At 47.5% G+C, this 25,086-nt stretch carries 12 protein-coding genes; 7 read left to right on the top strand and 5 right to left on the bottom strand.

All coding sequences use genetic code 11. The features are described from left to right. Positions 1-50: 50 nt before the first annotated feature. Together hpsA and V2H45_RS08645 are read right to left on the bottom strand one after the other, a co-directional pair. Complete coding sequence (gene hpsA, locus V2H45_RS08650; protein ID WP_330483233.1) at positions 51-8,669, bottom strand: hormogonium polysaccharide biosynthesis protein HpsA; 8,619 nt, start codon at positions 8,667-8,669, stop codon at positions 51-53. Positions 8,670-8,869: 200 nt separating this feature from the next. Next, positions 8,870-9,487 carry a hypothetical protein gene (locus V2H45_RS08645; RefSeq protein WP_330483232.1) on the bottom strand — a complete coding sequence of 206 codons (618 nt, stop codon included), beginning with the start codon at positions 9,485-9,487 and terminating at the stop codon, positions 8,870-8,872. 64 nt (positions 9,488-9,551) lie between these two features. Between V2H45_RS08645 and V2H45_RS08640 the strand changes: the two genes are divergently transcribed. The 3 genes from V2H45_RS08640 to V2H45_RS08630 all read left to right on the top strand — a co-directional run bounded on the left by V2H45_RS08640 (position 9,552) and on the right by V2H45_RS08630 (position 14,401). Further along, a complete protein-coding gene (locus tag V2H45_RS08640) occupies positions 9,552-10,625 on the top strand; it encodes a cupin-like domain-containing protein (protein WP_330483231.1) in 1,074 nt (357 codons plus the stop codon). 117 nt (positions 10,626-10,742) lie between these two features. Further along, positions 10,743-12,491 (top strand): hypothetical protein, encoded by a 1,749-nt coding sequence (locus tag V2H45_RS08635; protein WP_330483230.1) that lies wholly within the window; start codon positions 10,743-10,745, stop codon positions 12,489-12,491. Positions 12,492-12,526: 35 nt separating this feature from the next. Then, positions 12,527-14,401 (top strand): hypothetical protein, encoded by a 1,875-nt coding sequence (locus V2H45_RS08630; protein WP_330483229.1) that lies wholly within the window; start codon positions 12,527-12,529, stop codon positions 14,399-14,401. 61 nt (positions 14,402-14,462) lie between these two features. Here the strand turns inward: V2H45_RS08630 and V2H45_RS08625 are convergent, their stop codons facing one another. Then, a complete protein-coding gene (locus tag V2H45_RS08625; protein ID WP_330483228.1) occupies positions 14,463-15,338 on the bottom strand; it encodes an MBL fold metallo-hydrolase in 876 nt (291 codons plus the stop codon). A 346-nt stretch (positions 15,339-15,684) separates the two neighbouring features. Between V2H45_RS08625 and V2H45_RS08620 the strand changes: the two genes are divergently transcribed. The 3 genes from V2H45_RS08620 (at position 15,685) to V2H45_RS08610 (ending at position 21,199) form a co-directional block, all read left to right on the top strand. Next, the gene (locus V2H45_RS08620) at positions 15,685-18,090 is read left to right on the top strand and encodes a heavy metal translocating P-type ATPase (protein ID WP_330483227.1); all 2,406 of its coding nucleotides are present in this window, start codon (positions 15,685-15,687) and stop codon (positions 18,088-18,090) included. Positions 18,091-18,251: 161 nt separating this feature from the next. Further along, positions 18,252-20,168 (top strand): iron uptake porin, encoded by a 1,917-nt coding sequence (locus V2H45_RS08615; RefSeq protein WP_330483226.1) that lies wholly within the window; start codon positions 18,252-18,254, stop codon positions 20,166-20,168. An 11-nt stretch (positions 20,169-20,179) separates the two neighbouring features. Then, complete coding sequence (locus V2H45_RS08610; protein ID WP_330483225.1) at positions 20,180-21,199, top strand: hypothetical protein; 1,020 nt, start codon at positions 20,180-20,182, stop codon at positions 21,197-21,199. 16 nt (positions 21,200-21,215) lie between these two features. Here the strand turns inward: V2H45_RS08610 and V2H45_RS08605 are convergent, their stop codons facing one another. Then, positions 21,216-21,830, bottom strand: a complete 615-nt coding sequence (locus tag V2H45_RS08605; protein WP_330483224.1) for a TIGR02466 family protein — start codon at positions 21,828-21,830, stop codon at positions 21,216-21,218. Positions 21,831-22,024: 194 nt separating this feature from the next. Between V2H45_RS08605 and V2H45_RS08600 the strand changes: the two genes are divergently transcribed. Then, positions 22,025-23,761 (top strand): zinc metalloprotease HtpX, encoded by a 1,737-nt coding sequence (locus V2H45_RS08600; RefSeq protein ID WP_330483223.1) that lies wholly within the window; start codon positions 22,025-22,027, stop codon positions 23,759-23,761. A gap of 99 nt (positions 23,762-23,860) precedes the next feature. Here V2H45_RS08600 and V2H45_RS08595 read toward each other — a convergent pair whose 3' ends face one another. Then, positions 23,861-24,511, bottom strand: coding sequence for a hypothetical protein (locus V2H45_RS08595; RefSeq protein ID WP_330483222.1), 651 nt, complete (start codon positions 24,509-24,511; stop codon positions 23,861-23,863). Positions 24,512-25,086: the final 575 nt, after the last annotated feature.

The raw sequence follows: 25,086 nt of genomic DNA, 5'->3' as shown, positions 1-25,086 counted from the left end.
AGCTTAATATCAATACCTTCCCCCAGCATCAGCCAGAGGAAGGCAAAGCATTATGGAGTAGGAATAGGCGGTGTAGTCGTTTGACAGGTTGTCGGACGTTGCCGTTTATCAGGAATTGCAAAGGCAGAGTAAACATTTTCAGCAACGCCTGCACCATTACGATTAGCTGCGGTCAAGGATGCTGGCTGGGTAGCGCAGAGCAGCGTTTGTACCCAAGGATCGGCGCGATCGACCTCTCTAAGGAACTCATTGGCTTGCGATACCGCAGTTGAGAACCTCAAGGCAAACAAGTCAGGTGCCTGCGTCAAAATTCCGACATCATACCCCCAAGACCTAGTAGGTGGTGCATAGTGCGCCTGAGCTGACTCGGTATAAGACATATAAAAACGTTTATAGGTACTCAGTGGCGAGTTGATCAGCGCAGGATCGACAAATATGGTAGAGAGATCTCCACTAGAGTAGAGATCGTTCATATCTCTGTAGGGTGCTGTACTAGAGAATGGTGCGGTTGCAAAAGCGCTTCGACCATTTTGAATAAACCCGCCAGCAATACTGATTGTGTTACTAGGCGTCGTTGCACCTCCAACTGTCCCAGCCCAGTTTTCGATAAAGCGAATGAAGTTATGCAAACCTCCGCCGCTATCACCTCTGCCCGTCAGCGTGACAGGAGCCGCCGTTGCATAGGTATTTGAGGTAACAGGGGAAGCTGATGGCAGGGGTAGACCACTGGTGCTATAGCTCAAGAACGATCGCGAGGGCACATTGCCTGAAACAAAGTAGGCATTAACGACGGTGTTTGCAGCTCGTTCTGTCCACTTGCCTGCGGGACCATTAATAAATCCTGTAGTGCCAGCCGCCGTATTTGGCTGCGGCATAACCGAAGAGTTAGTAGGCACCGTCTCAGGAGCATGAAACTGTAGGACAGGGACGACAAGGGGCTGATCGACCGTTGTCATAGCCGTAACCACGACATTTTTCATTAGATCGCTGGTATCAGCAGTTGAACCATTGCGATTAAAGTCAAAGGTAGAGATATCAGGTCGAACTGCCTCAAAGCCTAAGAACCGCACACCTCGCAACGAGATACATCTGTCGATCGCATTGCCACCAGGTCCCGCACCACTAGGCGTATAGGTATTGGTAAAGTCTGGGGTAGCAAACGGACGCAGCGAAGTAGGAATACTCAGCCCAGCAAGCGGAGTTGGCTGTTCGCAGTCTGAGAAGTTGTCCTTAATCAGCATTAAGGTTGATGTGCCATTTACCCCTTGCCCCGGCGTCAGTGCCGTACCAGCATTGCTCGTAAACTTGGAGATAAAGTTACCCACAATCAGGCTATCTCGTCTTGCCACGGGAGTCGTGGCGATCGACTGAATCGTCAGGGTCGAGAATTTCGGCGTAGCCGTAGAGTCACCCGGAGGCACTAGCCAAAAGACTCTGTTCGGATCGACGCCATTCAACACGACACGCAAGCCGTCGAGCGTACCCTCTGCCACACTGAGAGGGGCATCAAGCGATGAGCTGGTCGTAGTCGCGCTAAAGGGTCTGAGACGAATCACAAAAATCGGGTCGGGAACCGTAGTACTGGCAACCAGCGTGAGGGTTGTATTATTGGGTACGGCAGGTTGACCCGCACCAGCAGGTATGGCATCGATCACATTAACCGCTTGCGAAGCTGTAAGCGTAATCGCAGGGCCAGAACCAAGCAGAGATGTACGGGTTAGAGCCGCGAACTTGGTATAGGCGTCATTAATGACATCGCGAGGCGTCACTGGCGCACTACCACTGACAGCCGTAGGACAAAGATCGCTGGCTGTTACACCTCTTAAGAAGCTCGTCTCAGCCTGATATCGCCTGATACCACCCGTATTTGCAAGTAACGTATTCGTATCGCTATAACCTTGCCAGTTGCAAGCTAGATAATTCGATGCTGCTTCTTGGTTCGTATTGATCGGTAGGTTGAGGTTGATCACGCCCGACGTTGCCGTACCCACGAGCGTGTTATTGGTGGGTGTTGTCATGTTGGCACCTTTTAAGCAATCAACCACCGCAGGGTTAGCAAGTCTACCACCATCCGCAGTCTGAGTACTTATGCAAGCCGTTTGGGGTAAAACCAGACGACTAGGACTCCATGGGGTAGGTAAGAATAGAGAGCCATTGACCAATCCAGAACGACCGAGGCTGTAGTTAGAGGCAATCCAGAGGTTTTTGTCTTCTCCATATTGAAGGCGTTCGGCTCGTCCTATAGTGTCACCAACATTGTTTGTAACCCTGTACCACAGCGAACCATTTTGAGGACCGGAAGAAAAAGTTCTCGGCCTGCGGTTATCCATACCAGGCAGCATCGGCATCACACCATCCGCTGAGGGGTTAAAGATGGGTGCAGTACCTGTGGGCGGCGTACCACCACCGGGCGATACCACCCCTTGGCCTGCATTAATTAGAGGCAGGGTCGTCGTAAATGGAGGCGCATTGGCTGGACTCGTACCGCCATAAACGGCATTACTTGTACCGTTAAACTGCGTGTATGTGGCAGTGCTAGCTGCATCTAGATTGGATGGATAGGCGGCTGCCACATGGGATGCACTTGTCGCTGCATTCACGACCCCAGCATGACCCGAATCACCCACCAAAGGCAACATAGCTGCCATAGGCGTTCTTGGTGTGGGCACGAGCGCAAAGACTGGTGGCGTCAACGAACCACCCTTAGGTGTAGGTGTAGGCGTTGGAGTAGGTGTAGGCGTTGGAGTAGGTGTAGGTGTAGGTGCTGGTGTAGGCGTAGGTGTTGGTGTTGGTGTTGGTGTTGGTGTTGGTGTTGGTGTTGGACATGGTGTCGGTGCAACCGCAAGGATATCGGCTCCCTGTGCCGCGTCGTCTCCGGGGTAACCATTGGCACCGGCATTACCACCAACATTGCCCGTAGGACAAGCGGTAGGAGGTGTCGGCGGTTGATATTGCTGCTGAGCGCGTGTCCTGATTCTGCCAAGACGCAGATCGGTAGATGAACCAAGCCCAAAACCAGTTGTAGGCGGTTGTTGGAGGATGGTGGCTTTATTGGGAGGACCAGCGTTAAAGACTCTGAGACCAAAGCGCTCATCATCGACTTCATCAGCACTGTCTCTAACCACCAAGACTGTAACCGTACAGGTAGAGTTAGCATTGGTCGTATCGAAGGTAATCGTTGGAGCCGATGGCGATGGCGTACCGCTGGGCAGGGGCACAGTACCAAAGGGAATCGGCGTGCCATAGGCAGGGCAACCTGCATTATCGGTGGCGGTTTTGGCACTAAACACCGTGTTGAGATAGTCAACTCCAGTTGTGTTCGCTGGAACTAGCGTGGGTGGGTTGAGCGCGGGGAATACTGCCACACCATTCCAAGCACCCGGGGTAGCTGGGTTGCCACCAACCGTGATACCCGTGGCACCACTACTGGTTGGTGATGTACTACTCACCGTATCAACTTGAACTTGAATTGGCTGGGATGTATCTCTAGTACCCCAGTTATTCACCCGAACGACAAAATCAAAACGCCTGTAAACAGCAGGACTTTGTACAGTTGCGGTTCCAGCAGAATTCAGTGCATAGTTAGGATTAGGCGCAGTTGTAGCATTGCTAGAGGCTGGGGAGGTATAAAGAAAATTGCTGGCGAGGTTAGCAGCCTGCGTTCCAACATTCTGTGGTGGGTTAGTATCGTCTACGGCAGTTACATTTGAGTTATAGGTACGAGCCAGTGCAGTTGTGGAGGGTAGACCAGTACCAGTACTATTACCTGTGCTGTTGGTAGTGCCACTAGTTCCACTAAATACAGGCTGAGGCAATGGTCCCACTAAATTGGTACTCGGATCGCCACTAAAGATAGGAATATTGCGGTATCTACCTTCAACCACGTTAGCGTCACTCACAATATCAATTGTGGGCGAACTAGGCGGAGGGGGAGGAGGGCAACCGACATCGCCGTACATATAGCGCGTATTGGCGTTATTGGTCGAGAAAGGCGTACTCGTATTGACAGTGGTGTTCGCCATCACTTGGGGATAGGTGTAGCCTGTAAGTAGATTACCGTCCACAACGCCAAGGGGCATCGGCCAAACATTTAGATCGTCGCGGATGTTATCCATAAGTACCCCGCCAGTATCGAACGATGGCGCAGTTGTACTACCAGGCACATTACACTGCCGCACCATAACCAGAGACTCGTTGCCATCACCATAGATGTCGTCATAGCGCAAGAAAGACATACGACGGGCAAAGCGGTTATCTGTCGGGGCGATATAGCGTGGCGCACCTACGGGCGTACCAGCCGCAGTTGGTAGCGTAGTCGTGCCAGCGCGGAGCTTTTGCCAATCTGAGGGTTGACAGGTGTAAACAGGCAGCTTACGGCAAATTTCCATGCCATATTCTGAGAAGGCGAGACGGCGCTGAACGGGAGTAACGCCATTTGCCAGATAGGTATTGCGATTGTTGTTGGGGTAAGGACTGCCAGAGGCGAGACCGCTGCCATCCATCCAGTTGGCACTGGTAATAAAGTTATTGTTGTAAAATCCACTGCGCTTTCTGGCAAGGCTGTAGGAGCTAATTCCCACAGGTCTGATCGAGTTGTCTACAGAGGTGTCAATGTTATTTCTGAGATCGTAATCACCCTGATCGCGGAAACCATCATTGGAGCCAGAGCCAGAACCAATGCTAGCGGGTGCAGAAACGATCGTGGTTGAATCTGAAATAATCGTTGCCGATCGCCATTCATCACCAAGGGTGCAAGTAGAACTAGAGCCAGGACGGCAGGCAAAGTTAGGGTTGAGGTTTGCACCCGCTGCTTTCGTAGTTCCACCATTGCGCGTATAAAAGTTTGACCAGTCAGATGCCAGAGCCGTATTAAACTCCTCTACAGAAGTCGTGCCTCTAATATGGAGGTTAAAGTCACCCTTGATATAAACGGGGGTATTGGTAACCATCACAATACCTTTTTCGCCAAACTTAGTATCTGACTGTGGGGGAGTTGTGAGTGAAGGTTGCGTCGTACCCGTGCCTCGCCACAATCTGCGTCCGTTAATCAATCGAATGCCATTAGGACGACGGGTCGGGTCGAGCAAAAAGTCTGTAGGACTAAGTCTTTGGCGGAGAGTCAGCGAGGTAGAAGTATCGCTCAAATCGGAGAGCGCATCATCGCGACTGGCATAGACCAAGCCACTATAGGGCAGCATATAGTCCGTGGGAACCCCTCCGGGTGACGCACTATTGACCGCACCCGTTGCCACAGCACCACGCAACAGGTTGAGATCGAGGTCAGTTACTCTAATTTCAAGAGGTTGGCGTTGCTCGATTTCGAGATCGTTGGTAGCCGTATCGTCAGCAGTGCCTCCTATACCGTCTGGCCCCACCGCTTTGATAGTCTTTTCGTTGCGGGTCATCGACTTGACCTCACGAGCATCTAAAAAGGAAGATTCTTTAATCGCTCCATGGGGTAGCGAAATGCCTGCAACGGGAGTCGTCGTCCTGCTCGAAACCAAAGCAGCAGAATCGTAGCCTAAAACCTGCAAACCACACTGGGCGGCATGAATCGCTGACTCATCCGCTAGGGTCAAGTTCGCAATCCCACCTGCTGAACTCAAACGAGTTAAGGCTCTTCTGAGCGGAGCATTCACAAACCGTCCATCGGGAAAGACCAAGTTTGCTTCGTAGATCAACTGATCTTTTACAGCCCAAGCACCTGATGCAGGCTCAGCACCGATAAAAGCTGCATTGGTGGAGTCCAGTTTGATGGCATCACCCGTATTAATGCCCAAACCTGCAATCGTAGTAGCTGGGGGCGGATAGACAATGCCGTTAATTGATTTCCCTGCATTTGAATTAAATACAGGGTTAAGCGCCTTACCATCAGCCATCATATCTGGCGTACCGTCAAAGGTAGGAGGAGAGCCAGTAGGTAAATCGACAACACCGCTAACATCGGGCAAACCACTTAGATTTCGTGCTGTGGTGCTATTGGTAGGGTCATAGTAGTTGGCAATACAAGCCACTGGGTTTTGCGTCGTCCCATTGGTAAATTTGTAGTGATAGGCAACAGAGGCACGCATGCGCAAATCGCCTTTAAGGTTCCTGTTGGCATTGGTAGCATTTTCGACGCTGGGTGTCAGGATCGTGGTTGACGCAGATGCCAGAGGTGTACCGTCAGGTAAAACATCCCCAGGAGACATGGGCATTTTGTCCGACCAAACCACGGGGAACTTAGACTCATCTACCCCTGTAGTAATCGATTTGATCGAGTTTTCGATAACATCCAAAACGGAATTGGTTGTAGCAGACAACCGAGGCGGGGCAGGCAAAAATGAGTTCTTGCGCTCGTAGATCCCTGCACCTGTGATCACGCGTAAGCCACCAAGGGTTGGAGTAGTCGTATTGGGAGAAGTAGCGGTTACAGGGCTGGCGGCGGCGCTGACCTCCCAGTAACCATCACGACTCACATCACCCAAGTCAACGATCGTACTAATTTGAGTGTTGCGATAGCGATCGTTATTGCCCGCACCAGTCGTATCCCACTGGATACCCGATGGTGTATTGGCAATGTAGTGAGGAGTTGCCTGATCGGCGATCAGAGAGTTTCCGTTTAACCACAGGGCAGGGAGGTTATTCCCAACCAAAATGCGATCGCCAATGAGATTCTCTTTTTGATCGACTTTTTGCTGTGCAGGTTGTGTAGCAGGGAGGGAGAGATTGGTTCCAGTAATTCGGAGCTGTAGATCGGTTGTTGTATTCCCCGCAGGTAAGCCCTTGGCATTATCTACATAGGAACCAGGTGCAGTTGTATAGGCAGCACCACTCGTATCCAGTGGGAGTCGCCAAACTAGAGGAGGGACTAAAACAAAGTCAGGCGTGGTAATAATTTTGCCATTTGAACCCGTCCCGCTAAAAATCGTAGCAGCCGCAAAATTACCCCCCGAAGGATTTTTTAGCGCATTATCTAATCCTGCACCCGTGAGATCGTTAAAGTTGACCTCTTTAAATGGAACTTTGCGAACGAGGGTTTTAAAATATGCCTCATACTCCGTGTTATAGGCATCAACGATTTGAGATGAAGATGCCGTGGTGAGCGTACCTGTAGATGCGCCCAAAGTGAGGGATTGGGTATTTAAGCGAGCTTCAACTGCCTGAACCACTGAACGGGGGTCATTTGGTACCCCTGTAGTTGGCAAAGGCCAACTCTGTGGGGGTGTCGTGGCGGTAGGCCACCGTAAGAAAGCCCCTTGGATGAGGACATTGAGGCGCTGATTTAGTGCGGCATCATTAAATGCCACTTCTTGCCCGACATTGGTTACCGTTTGAAGTGCATTGGTGGCTGAAACTGTACCCGTACCACTAACGGTCACTTGACCACCCGTAATAACCCTAGGGCTGAATGTAGAAGGATTGACTGTCGAACCCGGAACACCTTTAAACAGATGGTAGTTTACGCCATTTAAAGCGGTGTTGCTGCTAAGGGCGTCACCTACGGCGACATTTCCCCCTACCGTAACTTTGGCATTCTGCTCGTTGTAATTACAGGATCCTGGGTCGCTGACCTGATAAAAATTGACGCTACCCGTTGCATCGGTTGTATTGTTAACAGCCGTAGAACTGGATGTATAAGCACCAGCCAAAAGATTACCGTTAGTGACAACGCGACCGTTGAGGCGAAATGTAGTACTACGGGCTAGCTCAAGGTCACCATCAAACCAAACTGCGTTGTTATTAAGAGGTTTGCGCGAGCGGTCTTGCTGTAACTCAACTGCATTAAATGATTGGTTGATGTTAAGGTCGCTGGCGATCGCCTCATATCGCGCAGGATCGAAAGCAGGATTTGTGGAAATCGAAGTCGAAACACCTGGGATCTGCGTGATGGGAATAGTCACCGCATAGATAAAGAAGCTCTTTTTGATTTGGCTACCTTGGGTTTCCCAACCACCACCACCACCAGCCTGCCCCGCAGCTGCGGCCGCCACACAAGCACCACTAACTGCGCCCGTATCCATAGGTCTAGAGCGAGCCTCTAGATAACTAACCGAGCGTGATGGGGGATACGCACCACCTGCGGGCGTGCGGAATAGAATGCTATAAAGTCCATAGGTGTCAAACTTACCGTTGCCATCCGTATCAATCGGGAATTTCCAAACTGTATTGGCAGTTTCGCTAGGTGGAATAGAAGTTACACTGCGTCCACCAGCGGTGGAATTAATGGCACCTGATTTATCGATATCGTCGTATATCTGTAAGCGAATTTCGTCCCCAAAGGTATAGGTGGGGTTACCGTTAATCTGGTTGTAAAAATCCGTATCTGAGGGCGTCGATCGCGGCAGGTTAGGGTCAGCAATCAACTGGGCGAGCTTGGCTCTAGCACGATCTAGAGCTGGAGTGGCTGCACTTCTAAATACTTCGTCAACACGAGCGCTGGCAGCACTTTTGGCACGATCTGAAGATCTGGCAATCATCACGGTTACCAGCAAAGTTACCAAAAGGGTAACGATGATTGTGGTAGGTAACACAAAACCCGCCGTACCGCGCTTGCTTTGATTTAAAAGACTGCGGACAAATCGGCGACTAATACGAAATGGGCTGCCAATTTTGATCAACCACTTTCTGAGTTTTGCAATAAAGTTGGCAAAAAATTGATTGATGCTTCTCTGATTGCGGTTTGACATGCCTTTAACCCGTTGATTAACCCGTTATTGTTTGTCAGTGTTTAGGAGATCTGCTAACAAAAAGTAAAGCAAGACTGCTAATTAAAATATGTTGGCTACCTTCGTGTGGCTAGCCCTTCGCCATGATGCTACCCACACAACTCAGCAAAGTTAACACTGTCTTGCTAATATGTATAGATTTTTTTAGGATTTTTGTGTTTTTAGGAAAATCGGCGGAAACTAACAGAAAACCAAAATGAGTCAAAAATTCCACCGATCGCGAGGCCAACCACAGCCAAAACCAGCAAAAGCACAACCGTTTTCCATCTAGATAAATTTACAGATTTTGTCTGCAACCCCACCGTAGCAGCAGCCCCTGCCACGCCTCCAGCCAATAGATAGGAAATCCAGACCGTCGGGGCAGAATCAACCAGGAGTAGGGCAAATATGGCGGCAAAAGCGATCGTGATGATTGTTACCAACCAATCGAGCTTATTTAAGTTTTCATCTTTGCGATCGGGCTCCTCATAATCGTCTCCCCAAAGGCAAAAAACCAGAAATGCACTGGCAGCACCCGTCGCGATCGCACTAGGAACAAGCCCACCATAGAGAAAAGCGATTAGAGCCGTTGCTGCTATTGCGATCAAGCCCCCTAGATTAAAGGCGATCGCCCAGGTTGCTGCTAGGGATATACTGAGCAAAAGCAGGCAGTCAAGGAAACGACTCTCACGAAACAAAAAGCGTAAGTAATAGCCGAGAAAACCGTAGCCCAGTAACAAAACTGCTAGCTGAACCAGTAGGATGACTCGGATAAAAATACCTTTGATTTTGATATACATAATCTTTTCAAAATCTTTTGAATTAGTGAATTAAAGTAACAGTTAGTTAGCAGCGCTAAAGACTATGACTTATTTCAATCAATTGAGCACTCAAGAATTTAGTCCCCTCAAATATAATCCCTTTGTCGTCACCTCTAAGCCTCTGACCGATGACTGGAAACGATGGATTGTGGAGAATAAACTGTTAGGGGCGGATGATGATTCATTGATTCAAACTCTAGTTCAGCATGGCATTGATGCCACTGCAGCGCGTAAAGAGTTACAAATTGTTATAACTCATCCCTATTTTCAAGCAGGCAGAAACTTTGCCGACGCCCTTAGAAAGCTCGAATCTCACGCCAATGTCAGCATTAAGCTAGCGGAACTATCGCCCAAACAACAGCAAATAGAGCGTCGAGACAAACTCACGCGACAGGAGTTTTTAGAAAATTATTACGCCACCAGTACCCCCGTGATTTTGACTGGACTGATGGATAACTGGCCGGCGTTATCTCTATGGAGTCCTGAATACCTAAAGGCTAACTATGGGGACATCGAAATTGAAGTACAAACCAACAGAAATGCCGATGCCTTATATGAAATTAATGTCGATCGCCATCGCAAGAATCTGCTCATGCGCGACTACGTTGACATGATCGTCAGTGCGAGTTCAACCAATGATTTTTATATGGTTGCCAACAACCACAATCTCGATCGCGAAGAAATGAGAAGTCTGATCGAACAGATTGAATTCTTTCCCGAATATCTCGATCCAAACGATACAAAAGGCAAAACCTACTTTTGGCTTGGGCCTGCGGGTACGATTACACCCCTGCATCACGATCCCGTCAATTTAATGATGGCACAGGTTTATGGACGCAAACAATGGAAGATGATCCCTCCCTATTACAACCATTTAATCTATAACTACAAGGGAGTTTTTAGCGAAGTTGATTTAGACAACCCTGATTACGATCGCTATCCATTATTCAAACAGGTCAAAATACTCGATGTGTTATTAGAGCCGGGGGAAGTCATTTTTGTACCTGTTGGTTGGTGGCATCACGTGCGATCGCTGGACATCAGCATCTCGCTTTCATTCACAAACCTATTATTTCCCAATCACTACGAATGGAGTTTTCCTGATATTCAGCGTTAACCCACTCCATCACATCCGCTTTTACAAGTACGCAGGTGCGAGTAAGATGAGCCGAGCGTGATGGAGAAGTAGAGCGATCGAGATTTTAAACCCAAGCAAGAAGGTCTTTAACTAGAAATGGCTCCAATCAATCCAACAGCAAAGTCTGATGCAAATGCATCGATCGGTGGAATCGGGCTAACTCAAAGCCCAAAGATTAGATTCCTTTTTGATATTGGCATAATCTTGGGAGCCACACTGGCACAATGCCTCTGGATGTGCCAGTTTACCTCAGTGAAAGTGGGATTGGTAAATTTACTCCCCACAGCCTTATTTCTGGCAATTTGGTATTTTTGCGTCAAAGTGGTAGCCAATCCAAAATACTTTTGGTTATGTTTTGGCTTGGGATTTGTGCTGACCCTAAGACTTCCCATTACCCTCACGAAGTTCTTAGAACCGATCGATTGGACGATCTATCTTGCCATGACAGGATTGGTCTTACGGAAAATTTTTGATTACTTTAAAGCTAAGCAATCACTGGTTTTTGCGATCGCGGCGATCGCGATCGTTGGCTTTAACGCGATCGGGCATCTTTCCCTCAACTCTCCATTTACCTATTCCTTTCGTACCATTCATCACGTCGCTTCCAACTTCACGCCTGGCGTTGAAAACAACCAATCATGGGAATGTCCCTATGAAATGCCCAACTTGGCAGTAAGTTGCGATATGCGCCACTTTATCTCACCAGAACGGATATTTACGGAACCGAACTACGATGCTAGTTTCTCGGTCTTCATGAGCAGATTTTTTTACGGCTATGTCAGTTCTCTGGTTGGCGTAGAAGGACATCGCTGGTTTGCGAGTTTCAGCCTCAATCTATTCCTTTGGTTTGGTGCCTGTGCAGCCCTATTTAGAACCTGCATTTTGACAGGACTTGATCGCCGAATTGCCTTAACCGCTATGCTTTGCTGTGCGTCTGGCTGGGAGTTTGTCAGCTTTGTCGGACAACCATCCCCCCAACTCACCGCCTATGCTTTTGCGGCGATCGCGATCTGGGCAACCGTAGAAATTATCCATATCAACCAGCCCGAAGCCATTGCTCCCGAAGAGAGCAGTATCGAAAAGAATCTAACGGCAAGTCAAGTACTTGACTCCGAAACGGCGCTAGGACAAAAAAACGCGCTAATTACACTTCTTGCTTTAATCATTATTTCTGGTGGACTTGCTTATGAGATCTATCCGTTAACCCTAGTCAGCGCAATCCTGCTGATCGTTTATCGCCAGAGGTTCTTAGCGATCGCGATCGCGGCAACGCAAATCTGCCTAGTTATCCTGTGGAAGGAAGTATCTCTTGCGAAGTTTTTGGGTACACTCGGCAATGTTGAAAGTCAAAGTAGTGGCATCAAAAATCTGACCTATAGCTTGCAAACTTGGCTAGATATTTTCTGGAAATTTGACTGGTACAAAGGTTTTTACTTTATTGCCAAAGGGATGCAATCTTACATCTATGGAAGCTATATCGTTGGCGCGATCGCAACCCTAATTTTTGTAGTTTATTTAATTAGAAAGCAATTAAAACAACCCGATCGTTCCCATCGATTATTGCTTTCGATCTGCCTTTCTCTGACGACTGTGATGCTCTTAGCCACAATTTTCACCACCCCGCAAGCACATATTTGGAGCGGAACGGGTATGCAACCGAGGTTGGCAGCCTTTGTTTATCCAGTCAATATTATTGCCATCGCCGCGATCGCCAATTGGTTGCTCAAACAATATACCTATGCTATTGCGGTGGGCACATTTTATATTTCTAATTTAGATTTGACTGGTTTAGCATCGATGTCACAAATTTTTGATTACGGTGCGATCGGTCTCTATTGGAAGTAAATCTAAGAACTTCAAAACAACGGCTAAAACAAATTATGGAATGTCCTTTGTGTGGTCACACAAAATTTGTCAATCATGGGCAAGTCAAATACGAGAAAAAAAGACAGGGCAAGAAAATTTACGAGTGTGCTGCTTGCCATGCAATTTTCACAGATGATTTCACTGAAGAGTCACCCCCAAATAGTCCGAGCCGTGAATTTTTCTTCCCTGAAGTCAATTTTTTAAAAGATAGCCTCAATCAAAAATTCCGTTATAACGGAACGCATATCCAAGGTCATCGCTTTATCGATGGGGTTATTAAAAATTTAAAAACTTGGTTTGAGCAATTCAACCATGATTTCCAAGGTTCCCACTCAATTCAACAATTGAGCCAAGACCTAGGAATCATTTTAGGGTTTACCCTCCTGCAAGCAGTTTGGATGACGCTCTTTACTTCCTTAAAAGTCGGTCTATTAAATTTAATTCCCACTTTCTTAGTTTTAGCAATCTGGTATTTCTTCATCAAAGTTGAATTCAATACCCAACCCTTTACAAAATATTTTTGGCAGATTTTCTTACTTGTATTCATCCTAACCTTAAGATTTCCAGCAACCATTTCACGCAATTTAGAACCTTTTAACTGGGTTATTTATTTTGCGGTAATTGGCTTAATTCTGTTCAAATTAGTGAGTTACTTTAAGGTTAGACAAAAACTAGCTTTAATCATTCTCACAAGTGTATTGATTGTATATAACTCGCTGGCTCATATTTCCTCAAACTCACCCTACACCTATGTCCCAGGCATTGCCGTAAATTATCCATTTGCCTGCCCCCACGAGCATCCAGAATTCATGGTCAACTGCGATCTCAATCACTTTACTGCCTTAGAAAGAATTTTTGTGGAGCCCAATTTTGATGCTAGTTATTCAAAAACACTCAGAAGATTCTTTTTTGGTTATTTAAGCTCTTTAATTGGATTTGATGGACATCGTTGGATTGCCAGTTTCTCGCTAAATTTATTGTTTTGGTTGTTTGCCTGTTCGGCATTGTATAAAACTTGCCTAACCTTTAAGCTCAGCGAACGAGGTGCAGCGATCGCAATTCTATCCTGTGCTTCCAGTTGGGGTTTTATAAGCTTTATTGGGCAGTCAGGTATGTACGTAGCGTCCTATGCTATTTCTGCAATCATGATATGGGCAACACTAGAAATTATCGAGAGCAACAATCTTGCAAAGATAATGCTTATGAGCATGCTAATTCTCACAGGCTCTCTAATTTATGACATTTATCACCTCACCATCGCTTGTTTATTGACCCTCTTTATATTTAGAAAAAAGGTAGTAGCGATCGTAACTCTGACCATACAAATTTTGATTGCAATTATTTGGACAGAGATATTTTTAAAACTAGTTTTAGGAACCATTGGATGGCAAGAAAATATAGATTTTATTACCCTGAGCATCCATGCATGGCTGACAAAATTTGCTCGTTTAGATATTGGTTGGCTTCTCAAGTTTATTTGGCGAGGTGCAGAAGCAGTAATCTATGGGGGCATGATTGTTGGTGCTTTAGCAGCAGTCATTTACTTGATGGATTTATGGAACCGTTATCGATCTAAGCAAGATCTGAATAGCCGCTTACCCCTGACCATTTCCATCGCCATCATAGCCCTCGTCTTCCTCTCAGTGGCTATCGTGGCTCCTGAAGCAGATCGCTGGAGTCCAACAGGCACACTACCAAGGCTGACTTTCTATACCTATCCAATTTTTACGATCGCTCTAGCGGCGATCGCGGATCGTTCCATCAAGAGTTACTACGCCTATAGTGGGGTTGTCCTCACCTTCCTATTTGCCAATATAGACATCACAGGCATTGCTTCCATGGCACCTTTTTTTGACTATGGCTTATTTGGAATCTATTGGAAACCCTAATTTTCGGTTCTAACAAGTTGGCTTACTTTGCTCCGAAGTCCTTAACCCGAATTCAAAATTCCTAGGTAATTGCGATCGAGCTATGGGTAGGAATTGAGATCGCCATACCTTCTCTTGCCATCACGGCACTAGGAAACTTTTCTTGCACTTGACGACCGATCTCATCCAAATAATCATCGCTATGCACGGGATCGTGATGGAAAATCACGAGGGTTTTGACGTTTGCGGCTTCCGCTAATTTGACAGCTTCTTGCCATGTTGAATGCCCCCAACCTACCTTAGGAGAGGTTTTCGACCAATATTGTTCGTCGCTGTAGGTAGCATCAATAATCAAAACATCAGCATCCCGCGCTAGGTGAACGAGGCTTTCATCAATGCGATCGGCAAAGTGCTCTGTATCGGTCGCATAGACAGCGGACTCATTGCCCCAACTCACGCGATAACCCGTTGCTTCGCCTGGGTGATTTAACATGCCCGGCTCCACCGTTACCCCATTGCCGAGATCGATTTTGCTAGGCACTTCTACATCACGGAAATGCATGGCTGCACCCATAATTCTGAGAGGCACGGGGAAGTTAGGATGTAGCATCTGCTCTTCTAAACGGTCTTGCATGGTTTGCCCGTTGGGTGCAACCTTGCCATAGATATGAAACGTATTGCCCTTAATAAAAGCTGGGGTAAAAAAGGGAAATCCTTGTATGTGATCCCAATGGCTATGCGTAAAGAACAAATGAGCATCAATGGGCATTTCCTTAAGCAAATGTTGCCCTAATACTCTTAAACCCGTTCCCCCGTCAAAAATAAGTCGTTTACCGTGACATCGCATCTCAACACAGGGCGTATTACCGCCATAGCGCACCGTGCTAACTCCAGGAGTTGCGATACTTCCTCTTACACCCCAGAAATGGATTGAAAATTGGCTGTCAGAAATGGACATGGGTAAATTAAGGTTAAGTTAATTTTGAGCCATTGTGTCTTACGTCTCAAGAGAATATTCAATTGCTGGGTTGATACTATACTGACATAAGTCGTATGTAGTTCAGTTTGCCTAAGTTTAGCAGTTGTCTATGCATCAACGCTATCAGGAGTAAACCAAGAATTTATACTATTTACCATTATTTCACTAGTATGGCTACCCGATCGCGCAAACACCATAGAAGTCTTTGTAGAAAGTAAGCCTAAACTCGCTCATTCAATCAGATTTAGGAGAAGACTTTCGTTAGCCATGCCATGATGAAAGCAAAAGCCTCATGAAAGTCAAAGATTTATAGAGTGCAAAAGTTGTGACAGTTACTCAAACCATCTCAGCCCCAAATTCAGTAACCCTCTCTGTACAGGGCATGAAATGTGCAGGTTGTGTCGCCGTGGTAGAAAAACGTCTCTCAGATTGTGAGGGTGTGCGTGCGGCGAGCGTCAACCTACTCACAGAGAGAGCAACGGTTGTCTATGAAAGTGAGATCGATCGCACCGAACTCGTAGAGCATTTGGTCAAAGCGATCGCATCAGCAGGGTTTGCAGCGCAACCCCAAGCAGCCAAACCAACGCCCCAACAGGCATCTCTAGCGGCATCTGTAGAAGCCTCGCAGTCACGGGTTTCTAATATCCTGCTAAATTTTCAGCGAAATCTGGCAAAGTGGGACATGGTTCCGCCGATCGCTTTGATCGGTCTGGCATTGGTGGGGCATTTAGGTCCCATGGGAATTTTACATCTGCCCATTCTCAGCAATATGTACGCTCACTGGGCGATCGCAACCTTGGCGTTATTAACCTTGGGGCGAGAGATCTGGTGGGATGGGGCAAAGTGTCTTTGGTACCGATCGCCCAATATGAACTCTTTGGTGAGTCTAGGGACGATTTCTGCCTATATCGCCAGTGTGGTGGCACTGTTTAAGCCTGAGTTAGGCTGGCACTGCTTTTTTGAAGAACCCGTGATGATGTTGGGGTTTGTGTTGCTGGGGCAGTCGCTACTGACCCGAGCCAAGGGACGTGCTTCTGACGCCATTCGCACCTTAATGAATTTACAGCCACCAACGGCGAGGTTACTGGTGGGGAACGTGCAACTGCCCACCGCTGTGGAAGATTTGCAGGTAGGCGATCGGATTGTGGTGCTGCCGGGCGAAAAAGTCCCTGTGGATGGCGTAGTAATTGCAGGGGTTTCTAGCGTAGACGAGTCGATGCTGACAGGTGAGTCTCTGCCTGTCGCTAAGCAGGTGGGCACAAGGGTCACAGGTGCAACGCTCAATTTAACGGGGGCAATCACCGTAGAGGTGATGCAAACGGGCGAAAAAACGACATTTGCCCGCATTGTCGCCTTGGTCGAGGCCGCTCAAGCTAGCAAAGCGCCGATTCAACAACTGGCGGACAAGGTTGCGGGATATTTTGCCTATGGGGTAATGGCGATCGCGACCCTGACCTTCCTGTTTTGGTGGGGAATTTGGCATAGCGACTTGATTTTTAGCCTTAAATTGGCGATCGCAGTTTTGGTGGTAGCCTGTCCCTGTGCTTTGGGGCTTGCAACGCCCACCGCAATTATGGTGGGTACGGGCATGGGCGCAGAAAGGGGCATTTTGATTAAGGGTGGCGCTAGCCTAGAAAAGGTACATAGCCTCACTGCCGTGGTGTTTGATAAAACAGGTACGCTCACAACGGGCAAACCTGAAGTAACCGATGCGATCGCCGATCTAGAGTTTCCGTTTCAAGAACTAGCGATCGGATGGACGGGTGCATTCGCAGACGAGACTGCCGATCGCCAACTCCTCCAACTTGCCGCCAGTGCCGAAGCGGGCGCAAATCACATTTTAGGAACGGCAATTCTGGCAAAAGCCCAAAGCCTTGGGTTAAACACACTCCCAGCCCAAACCTCAGAATCGTTTACGGGCAGTGGGGTTAAGGCGATTCTCAAGCAAGATCGCGCTGAGCAAAATAGCGACGGACAAACAATCTATGTCGGCAATCAAACTTGGCTGACCGAACATAACGTCAAAATTCCACAGATGGCTCTGGAACTGGGCGATCGCTTTGCCCAAGCAGGTAAAACTCCCGTATTCGTGGCAGTTCAAGCAGGATCGAATTCCCCCATTGCCTTTGCGGGTATGATCGCCATTCAAGATCGAATTAAGCCTGAAGCACCCGAAGTGGTAAAAACCTTACAGAATATGGGCTTACAGGTGTGGATGCTGACGGGAGATCGCAGGGAAACAGCACAAGCGATCGCGGCTCAACTGGGCATTGACCCATCCCAAGCGATCGCCGAGGTGAAACCCGATGGCAAAGCGGCAGTGATTCAACAACTCCAGCAACAAGGACAGCGGATAGCTATGGTGGGGGATGGCGTCAATGATGCCCCTGCCCTCGCCAATGCCACGGTGGGGATCGCCCTGAGTTCGGGTACAGATGTAGCCATGGAAACCGCTGATATCGTGCTAATGCGACAGGGAACAAACCAAGATCGGCATCAAGGAATTCAAGATGTCGTCGTAGCGATTCAACTCAGTCGTGCCACATTTAGCAAAATTCGTCAAAATCTATTCTGGGCATTTGCCTACAACACGCTCAGTATCCCGATCGCCGCAGGCGTACTATATCCCAGCTTGGGAATTTCTTTAAATCCCATGATTGCTGGACTGGCAATGGCATTTAGCTCTGTGAGTGTAGTAGTTAGTTCGTTATCCTTGCGCTGGTTTAGATAAACTCGTAGATTCACCAGATTATTGATGTAAATGTCTGGATGTAAATCGACCTGTAAAAACCTGAATGACTAAATAAGGCTTGCTCACCGTCAACAAGCGGTATATTGTGATGCCCGTATGAAAACGGCATAAAATCCGTTTGCTTTCTGTGAGGAGCATTTATGAAAAATTTTTTATACCTAGTTTTATTGGGTCTACCAACGGTTTGTGTCGGCGCAGTCATGGCTGAACCGATCGCCTCACCTTCAACTACTTCTAGATTGATTTCACAAACAGCTCCTCAACCTCATCTCAAAACAAGTCCTACGTTAACGATCGCAGATCGATCGCCCCAAACACCTATTCAGAACCCTGTAGAGATCGACGAAGTTTCAGGAAATCCAGTTATAAAATCCTCACTTCCTTCAGCGATCGCAGCTCCAACGGAAACACAGAAACTGCTCGATGAGATCGATGAACAAAAGTTGAATCGTTCTAACTATCGCGATCGCAGCAACCCAACGACCAATATCCCTCAAAACAAAACCCAGCCTACAGCCCAGAATGTCACCTCGGTCTCGCAGTTCTCAGATGTGCGTCCAACCGATTGGGCATTTACAGCCTTGCAATCCCTAGTTGAGCGGTATGGCTGCATTGCAGGCTACCCCGATCGCACCTATCGCGGTCAGCGTGCCATGTCTCGTTATGAATTTGCCGCAGGGGTGAATGCTTGTTTAGATAAAATCAACGAAATCATTTCGGCGGGACTAGCAGACAAAGTCAGCAAGGAAGATCTCGCCGCCCTCCAAAAACTGCAAGAAGAATTTGCTGCTGAGCTAGCAGCCCTCAGGGGACGAGTCGATGCCTTAGAAGCAAAGACAGCGAAACTTGAATCCCAACAGTTTTCCACCACGACTAAACTATTCGGGCAAGCCATTTTTGGCTTACAGGGACGCTTTGGCAACACGGCAGATTTAAATCCTCGTGATGGGGTTAAAGAGACGCGCGATCCTGCTGCGGCTCTAACCTATGGCTACAATTTACAACTGACGCTTCTGACTCAGTTTAGCGATCGCAGTTATTTAATCACAGGCTTGCAGTCTGGAAACCTCAATACGGGTGCAGGGTTTAGCAATGCTCCGTACTTTCTCAACGATACCTTTACCCGCTTAGGCTACGAATCGGATACCAGTAATAGAATCCTGTTGAGCGATCTGTCTTATCGCTTCCTTGTGGGCGATAAACTTGCTGTAATTGTCGGCGCGCAGGGCGTCAATCCGATCGCCGTATTTCGAGGGCCAAATCGCTATGAAAGTGCTGGGCAAGGTGCAATTTCGGCTTTTGCCCAACGTAACCCAATCCTTGGGCTTGGTAGTACACAGGCAGGGCTTGGCATTGACTGGCAAATCAGCGATCGCGTCAGCTTACAGGCAGTCTATTCGGCAGGGAACGGCTTTAACAGTGCTGCAAATCCTACAGAAAGTGGCGGCTTATTTAATGGGTCCTCTACAATCGGCGTACAGTTGGCGATGATTCCTGTCGATCGCCTTGATGTCACGCTCTATTATCTCAACGCCTACTCTACCAACGCACTCTTGGGCACTGGCGTGGGTGACAACATTATTGGTTCGCTGGGCTCTCGCCTATCTACCAATGCGTTTGGAGCGAATCTTGGGTGGCGGGCTAGTCGTCACCTCACACTTGGGACTTGGGGTGGCTACACGACCACCAATGTACTAGGAGCAGGCTTATCGGGTACAGTTGAGACCACAAACTGGATGGTATATTTGAATATGCCTGACCTGTTTTCTCAAGGAGATTTAGCAGGAATTTACGTGGGGCAACCACCCAAAATTACCAGTAGCACGATTAGCTTAAATGGTATACCCGCTTTAAATCTGCCCAGCGCAATCTCAGGTACAGGTGGCGTTTTTGGATCGCAACCCGCTAGTACAACCCACGTCGAGCTTTTTTACCGTTTTCGCGTTTCTAATCACATCAGTATCACCCCAGGGATCTTGTTCTTGCTTAACCCTGTGCATACCAGTAGTAGTGACACGATCACGGTTGGCACTTTACGGACTACTTTTACGTTCTAACAGAGGGAATGATGTCTAATTCATTAATGCTCAAAATTTCGACCGTTGCAGCGGCTGCGGGTGCGGCTGTAATGCAAATGCCATCTGCTGAAGCCCAGACCATAGCAGTTCCAGTCACTGGTGGTGGATTTGTCGTTCGGTATGATACTACTGAGGGCTTCAATGCCTCCTATGTTACTACGCCAACCTTTGTTACCCCAGTTGGGACAATTGCGGTAACTGGCACTCCTAGTCTTCCTGTTTGGCAACCTGGAATTACGATTGATTTAACTGATACCCCAATTGGTGTAAATATCAATAACATCAATGGCAGTATTTCGCTCAATGACGGTAGAAATGCGACACTTGTTAACAACCAAGCATTTTTGCAAGCACTTGCCAGAGTGACTCAAGGGGTAGAACCTGTTCTCCCTGAAGAGTTACCTAGTTTCACAGTCACTGACATTACAGCAAAGTTTCAAAGTGGTTCGCTCAATGTACCGCAATCAGCTTTTAGTGCATTGCCATCGCCACAAGTTGTAATTCCAATCACCAATGGAACGTTCACGCTCAATATTCCTGAGAACCAAGCCGCATTTCCAGTGATTACCTTCAATAGTGTCATCACCCCCCTAGGAACTGCCAATCTTACCTTTACATTTCCTGCGTCCGTCCCATGCCAGTGCGGATCTTTCATTCCTATTGCTAGCCCTGCAGATATTAGCGTTGTCGCGAATGGCACCATTGCGCTTAATGATGGACGTACAGCCAATATCAATAATCGCCTTGTCACATTTCAAGCTAATGCTAGAGTTACAAATCCGATTTTCAGCATCTACACTGTTGCGGATGTTCCTGAAGTTCCATTTACGGTTGTAGGTGACTTTAGCAACTTTAATATCAGTATCCCAGCCTCAGATATTACATCTCCAGTCACACCTTCACCTACCTTCCCCACATTCCAGTTCACTCAGGACTCTAATAATAATCTCGTCCCTAATCAATTTCCAGAAATAACAGATGATTCTCCTCTCGCCCAAAGGCGTTTCTAGTTTTTCTGAAATCAGCTCATAAAGGACGAACAAAAATGTAGTTAAAGCTGAGGCTGACGCGATCGCTGTCGCTGAGATTGGGTGCAACCCCATGCTTAAGCCAACTTGGAAAGATAACAATTACGCCTTGTTGAACTTCGATATCGATCGCATCGGCAATGTAAGGCGTGTAGCTTGAGACTCTGGGCTGCATAAACACTCTGGCATTGCGCGGATCGTGAAACGTGAGGTTGCCTGAGTTGGGCGGCGTTTGCACGTAGTAAACACCGCTAAACAGACAGTTGGCATGATCGTGAACGACATTGCCCGCATATTGCGGGTTGACGTTCGCCCAGCAGCGATCGGCTTGCATTTTTACCTCACCGTACCCAATGGCTTTAGCGGTTTCTAACACAGCGGCATCGATGAGTTGCTTGAAGCCCTGTAGCTGCGGTAAAGAGAATAAATTTGTCTCGCTCTGCCAACCCAAGGGTGCAGAGGTTCGCATTGCTCCTTTTTCGGTTTCTTTGAGTTGATAGATTGTCTCTAAAAGTTGCTGGTTCAGCGCTTGATAATCCTGTAACTTAAAGCTAAAAACTGGAGTCGGAAATAAAATATTTCCTTCCATTGTCCAAACCGCGTTAGGTGTCATACAAATTGCTCAGCTCTCAAGATTGTGACCTAAATGTTGAAGCTTTGTTGGCATTATCTATGCCGATTATTTTCGAGTAGTAAAATGGACTTCAAGGCATTTTTTAGGGAGTTATATAGTAGTAAGACCGAGCTAATTATGCAACGCCGCTAGTTGTCCATATTCAAAAGTTAACCTTCGCTTCCATAACTTTTATGTCAACACAACCATCAGAATTTCCGCATAAGGCAGGACGCGCACAACAAGCAGGGGGCGTTTTAGCGATCGCCAAAGTCGCAGGAAATCTTGCTCTTGCCTCTGGTGTGACGATCGCTTTGCTCTTTGGCATGGTGCTGGCGTTATGTTCTGCACTCTTGCTGATCGTTAAAAGTGGCAATCCTGCCTTAGGACTGGGGATAGCTCTAGTAATTACGATCGCCTTTAACGCGATCGCTTTTTTCGTGTCCCCTTGGATCATGGATTTGGTGCAAAACTGGCTCTATCACACCAAATGGGTATCGATTGAGGAGCTGGAAAGACGTAGCCCAGAGTCAGCCCATGTGATTCGACGCGTTTGCAGTTTGAAAAAAATTAAGCAACCTCGCATTGGGATCATTGACGATCAGAACCCCACAGCTTTTACCTATGGAGCCTTACCCGATAGTGCCCGACTTGTGGTTAGTGCGGGATTATTCACCTACCTAGATGATGATGAAGTTGCAACGGTTTATGCCCACGAGCTAGGTCATATCGTCCACTGGGATTTTGCAGTCATGACGATGGCTTCGACGTTGATTCAAATCATGTACTTGATTTACATTGGCGTTCGGGAAGTTGGTAGAAAGCTTGATGATAAAGCTGAGTCTGCTGCTGCAGTTGTGGCGATGACTGCCTATGTGTTTTATCTGGTTGGTACCTATCTGTTGTTGTACTTGTCTCGCACGCGGGAATACTTTGCCGATCATTTTGCGGCGGAAACAACGGGTAACCCTAACGCTTTATCACGGGCTTTGGTCAAAATTGCCTATGGCATCCTCGAAGAAAGCGAGAAAGCCAAAGAACCAAGTCGCTTGATCCAAGGCACAAGAGCATTGGGGATTTATGATGCCAAAGCTGCCGTATCTACTGGCTCTTCATACCGCATTTCTTCGCAACCTGAAAAAGTAGGCCGCGTGTTTTTATGGGATTTGTTCAACCCTTGGGGATGGTGGCTGGAACTAAGTTCGACCCATCCTTTGACGGGTAAGCGGGTGAGAGCTTTAAGTAACTATGCCGAGCAGTTAGGACTCGATATGGAGTTTGATATGGGGCGGGTAATCGCCGAAGGCAATCAACTCAGTAAGCAACGTCTGTATGGCAGTTTCTTTACGGATCTCCTCTTCTATTGTGCTGAATTTTTGGCGATTGTCGTGGGCTTGATTGTGGGTGCAATTCTTGCCCATGGTGGCATGAATGCAGGCAAAGCCTTCGTGGCAATTCCGCTCCTATGTTTGGGCATTGCCCTTTTGGTCAAGCGTACAGTCATGTTCCCCAGCTCTAAAAATGCTCCGACATCAGACATTATGACGCTGATGTCCGATCCCTATGCCAGTCCATTGCGGGGAAAACCTGTGACGCTTAAGGGCAAGGTCATAGGGCGAGGTGATGCAGGGTATGTATTTGGCTCTGATATGAAACTGCAAGACCAAACAGGCATGATTTATCTGTTGTATGCCTCTCGTTGGGGCCCCATTGGCAACTTTTTGGCAGGCATGAATAAAGTCAAAGATCTAATTGGAACGCAGACCACAACCAAGGGCTGGTTCCGTCGTGGGGTTGCCCCATGGATGGATTTAGAACTGATTACGACAGACAGTGGTAAAAAGCATTCGAGCCATCCAGCATTTTGGTCTTTGGTTGGTGGAATTATCTGCCTAGCGATCGCAGCGCTGCTTTTGGTAGCCAAGTTTTAGTTCAGTCCGGCTACAGCCATAACCGAGAAAACATTCAAAAGCCACGCAATGCGTGGCTTTTGACGTAGGGTGAAGCATTAACCTTTACCAGAATGGGAATTATTCTTTTCGTCCTGCGATCGCAATCCCAGGGTTTTCTCTTCCTGAAACATTTTCGATCGCTTGAATTGCCGCCGCATATCCAGCCATGATGTCTTGCTCCTCGCCACCTAGGTACAAACGCCCAAAACTTCCCACGGCTTGCACTTCTAGAATATTGATATGAGCGGCTTTCTCGGCTTCGTTGGCAGCAAGTGCGGCATAGGCAGCAGGTTCTACTTCTAAAATGTAAAGGGTTTGCCCTGCCAATAACATTTGTCCCCGTCGAAAGCGGTTGATCAACTGTGTTTGGTGTGCGTCAATGTTGCGAATAATCTGACTTGATAGAACGCGGGGTTTTAGCCGCATATCTGCCGTCACACCCAGCATTTGTAAAATCGCCTGACCAGCGGCTTGGGTCTCACCTTGGCTACTAGAGTGAATTTCTAATAAACCATATAACCGTTCGACGATTTGCACCCCAGGACGTACCGATGTGGACTTTAGCGCCACGTCCGTAATGCGGTTAATTTCAATCCCTGGGGAAATCTCAATCCAAAGGGAAGTATCGCCCGGCAGGGGCAAAAAGCCCATTGCCACTGTGCCAAGATAGGCGGCGTGTTGACGTTGTAGATAGTCCAAATAAACATAACTACGCAGATCTATGCCCAAAATTTAATTCTCCATACTTTTTATGTGCGTAGCTTGCAACTTGCATTTTAAGACATAGTTCGATCAAAGTTAACGATCGCGTCGAATTACTCGCTGCCCATCCCTCGGAGATCGCGTCACAAAAGTCAAGCTATCCAATAATTTCCAAGTACTTGAGCAATCACATCAAGATCTCTAGACTCGGGGCTTTAGATTTTAAGACGTTAAGTTTCCAGAAAAAATAGTCACCGATCGCAGCCACCTACTTTGAAATAAGTTGTTGCTTCCATTCTCCTAGCGATCGCTTCCCAGAGGTTTGATTTACGGAAGTTCCAATTCTCATCCATAAATTTAACAATATTGCATTTATAGAATGGAATGCAATTATCTGGCGGAGTACTTAAGAATCCCATCTATGCTGATTTGTGGCAGTTGCAGACAGTACAATTGAGAGTTTTCTTAGGTTCCATTAAGAACTTGTTTTTAGAAGCGATCGTTCGGTCGAGTTGACCAACATTTGTCCGTACAACTCATTTAAAACAGGTAATTGCTCAACTTAGAGGAAATAATGCTTCGAGGGGGTTCAAAGCCACAAG

The organism is Tumidithrix elongata BACA0141 (assembly GCF_036349135.1).
GTDB lineage: Bacteria > Cyanobacteriota > Cyanobacteriia > Pseudanabaenales > Pseudanabaenaceae > Tumidithrix > Tumidithrix elongata.
Note: the sequence above shows the minus strand (reverse complement) of the source record. Positions and strands in the feature narration are given on the sequence as shown.

What these genes read in the sequence shown, in the direction of transcription:
- hpsA (WP_330483233.1), bottom strand. Translation starts at nt 8,669, where the DNA reads ATGTCAAACCGCAATCAGAGAAGCATCAATCAATTTTTTGCCAACTTT.
- V2H45_RS08645 (WP_330483232.1), bottom strand. Translation starts at nt 9,487, where the DNA reads ATGTATATCAAAATCAAAGGTATTTTTATCCGAGTCATCCTACTGGTT.
- V2H45_RS08640 (WP_330483231.1), top strand. Translation starts at nt 9,552, where the DNA reads ATGACTTATTTCAATCAATTGAGCACTCAAGAATTTAGTCCCCTCAAA.
- V2H45_RS08635 (WP_330483230.1), top strand. Translation starts at nt 10,743, where the DNA reads ATGGCTCCAATCAATCCAACAGCAAAGTCTGATGCAAATGCATCGATC.
- V2H45_RS08630 (WP_330483229.1), top strand. Translation starts at nt 12,527, where the DNA reads ATGGAATGTCCTTTGTGTGGTCACACAAAATTTGTCAATCATGGGCAA.
- V2H45_RS08625 (WP_330483228.1), bottom strand. Translation starts at nt 15,338, where the DNA reads ATGTCCATTTCTGACAGCCAATTTTCAATCCATTTCTGGGGTGTAAGA.
- V2H45_RS08615 (WP_330483226.1), top strand. Translation starts at nt 18,252, where the DNA reads ATGAAAAATTTTTTATACCTAGTTTTATTGGGTCTACCAACGGTTTGT.
- V2H45_RS08610 (WP_330483225.1), top strand. Translation starts at nt 20,180, where the DNA reads ATGTCTAATTCATTAATGCTCAAAATTTCGACCGTTGCAGCGGCTGCG.
- V2H45_RS08605 (WP_330483224.1), bottom strand. Translation starts at nt 21,830, where the DNA reads ATGACACCTAACGCGGTTTGGACAATGGAAGGAAATATTTTATTTCCG.
- V2H45_RS08600 (WP_330483223.1), top strand. Translation starts at nt 22,025, where the DNA reads ATGTCAACACAACCATCAGAATTTCCGCATAAGGCAGGACGCGCACAA.